The organism is Collinsella sp. AF23-4AC, assembly GCF_003462685.1.
Taxonomy (GTDB): Bacteria; Actinomycetota; Coriobacteriia; order Coriobacteriales; family Coriobacteriaceae; genus Collinsella.
This window is the reverse complement of sequence record NZ_QRVE01000041.1, coordinates 1-1371: the sequence shown is the minus strand read 5'-3', so window position 1 is coordinate 1371 and position 1371 is coordinate 1. Positions and strand designations below refer to the sequence as shown.

General features: G+C 65.6%; 1 protein-coding gene. It reads left to right on the top strand.

Translation table 11 applies throughout. The features are described from left to right. Positions 1-115 precede the first annotated feature (115 nt). Positions 116-1315 carry an IS256 family transposase gene (locus DWY05_RS09840; RefSeq protein WP_117821551.1) on the top strand — a complete coding sequence of 400 codons (1200 nt, stop codon included), beginning with the start codon at positions 116-118 and terminating at the stop codon, positions 1313-1315. Positions 1316-1371: the final 56 nt, after the last annotated feature.

Genomic DNA, 1371 nt, shown 5'->3' with positions numbered 1-1371 from the left:
GGTGACGCATAATTTCTTTCGCAAATTGACAACCGCATAGCGGAACACGGCCCGCGCCCCGTCATATGATTTCTAGCGGCTAAACAACAAATCAACGACGAAGGGGGCACGGGCCGTGTCTGCGAACATCGTAACAGTCGACGAGGAGTCGCTGCGCAAGGACATAAAGAATCTGGTGAGGAAGACCGTCGAGGAGACGCTCAACGCGCTGCTCGACGAGGAGGCGTCCGAGCTCGTGGGGGCCGGGCGCTACGAGAGGACGGCGGGCCGGGAGGCATACCGCAGCGGCCATTACGCGAGAAAGCTCGTCACCGGGGCCGGAGAGGTCGAGCTCAACGTGCCGAAGCTGCGCGGCGCGACCTTCCAGACGGCCGTCATAGAGCGCTACCGCAGGCGCGAGACCTCGGTCGAGGAGGCCATCGTCGAGATGTACCTCGCGGGCGTCTCGACCAGGAGGATCGAGGACGTCTCCGAGCTCCTCTGGGGAGCGCCCGTGTCCTCCGGCACCGTCTCCAACCTCAACGAGAAGGCGTTCGCGTCGATCGAGGCCTGGCGCCAGAGGCCGCTCGAGGGCGGCTACCCCTACGTCTTCGTCGACGGCATCTACCTCAAGCGCAGCTGGGGAGGGTCCTACGAGAACGTGGCCGTGCTGGTGGCCATCGGCGTCAACTCCGCCGGCGACCGGGAGGTCATCGGCTGCGCGGAGGGCTACACCGAGTCGGCGGACTCGTGGCGCGAGTTCCTCTCGTGGCTCAAGGGGCGCGGGCTCTCCGGCGTGCGGCTCGTCACCGGCGACAAGTGCGCGGGGATGCTCGGCGCGCTCGAGGAGGTGTTCCCCGGGGCCCGCTACCAGCGCTGCACGGTCCACTTCTACCGCAACGTGCTGGGAAGGGTGCCCGTGACCAGGCGGAAGGCCGTGGCGCGCATGCTCAAGGCCATCCACGCGCAGGAATCGCGCGAGGCGTGCGCCAGGAAGGCTGAGGAGGTGGCGGACGAGCTGGAGTCGATGAGGCTCGGGGCGGCCGCGGGGACGGTGCGCGACGGGTTCGCCGAGACGCTGGCCTACACGGAGTTCCCGCCGGAGCACTGGCGCAGGATCCGGACCAATAACGGCATCGAGCGCATCAACCGCGAGATCAGGCGGAGAACGAGGGTCGTGGGGACCTTCCCGGACGGCAACTCGGCACTCATGCTGGTGACGGCGAGGCTGAAGTACATAGTCGAGCACGAATGGGGCAAGAGGAGGTACCTGGACATGTCGAAGCTGGAGGAGATGGAGGAGATGGATGAGCTGAAGGAAAAGGCGGAGGGCTAGAAGAGGACGGGGCTGAGGCCGAATAAATCAATTTGCGAAAGAATCTTGACGGTACC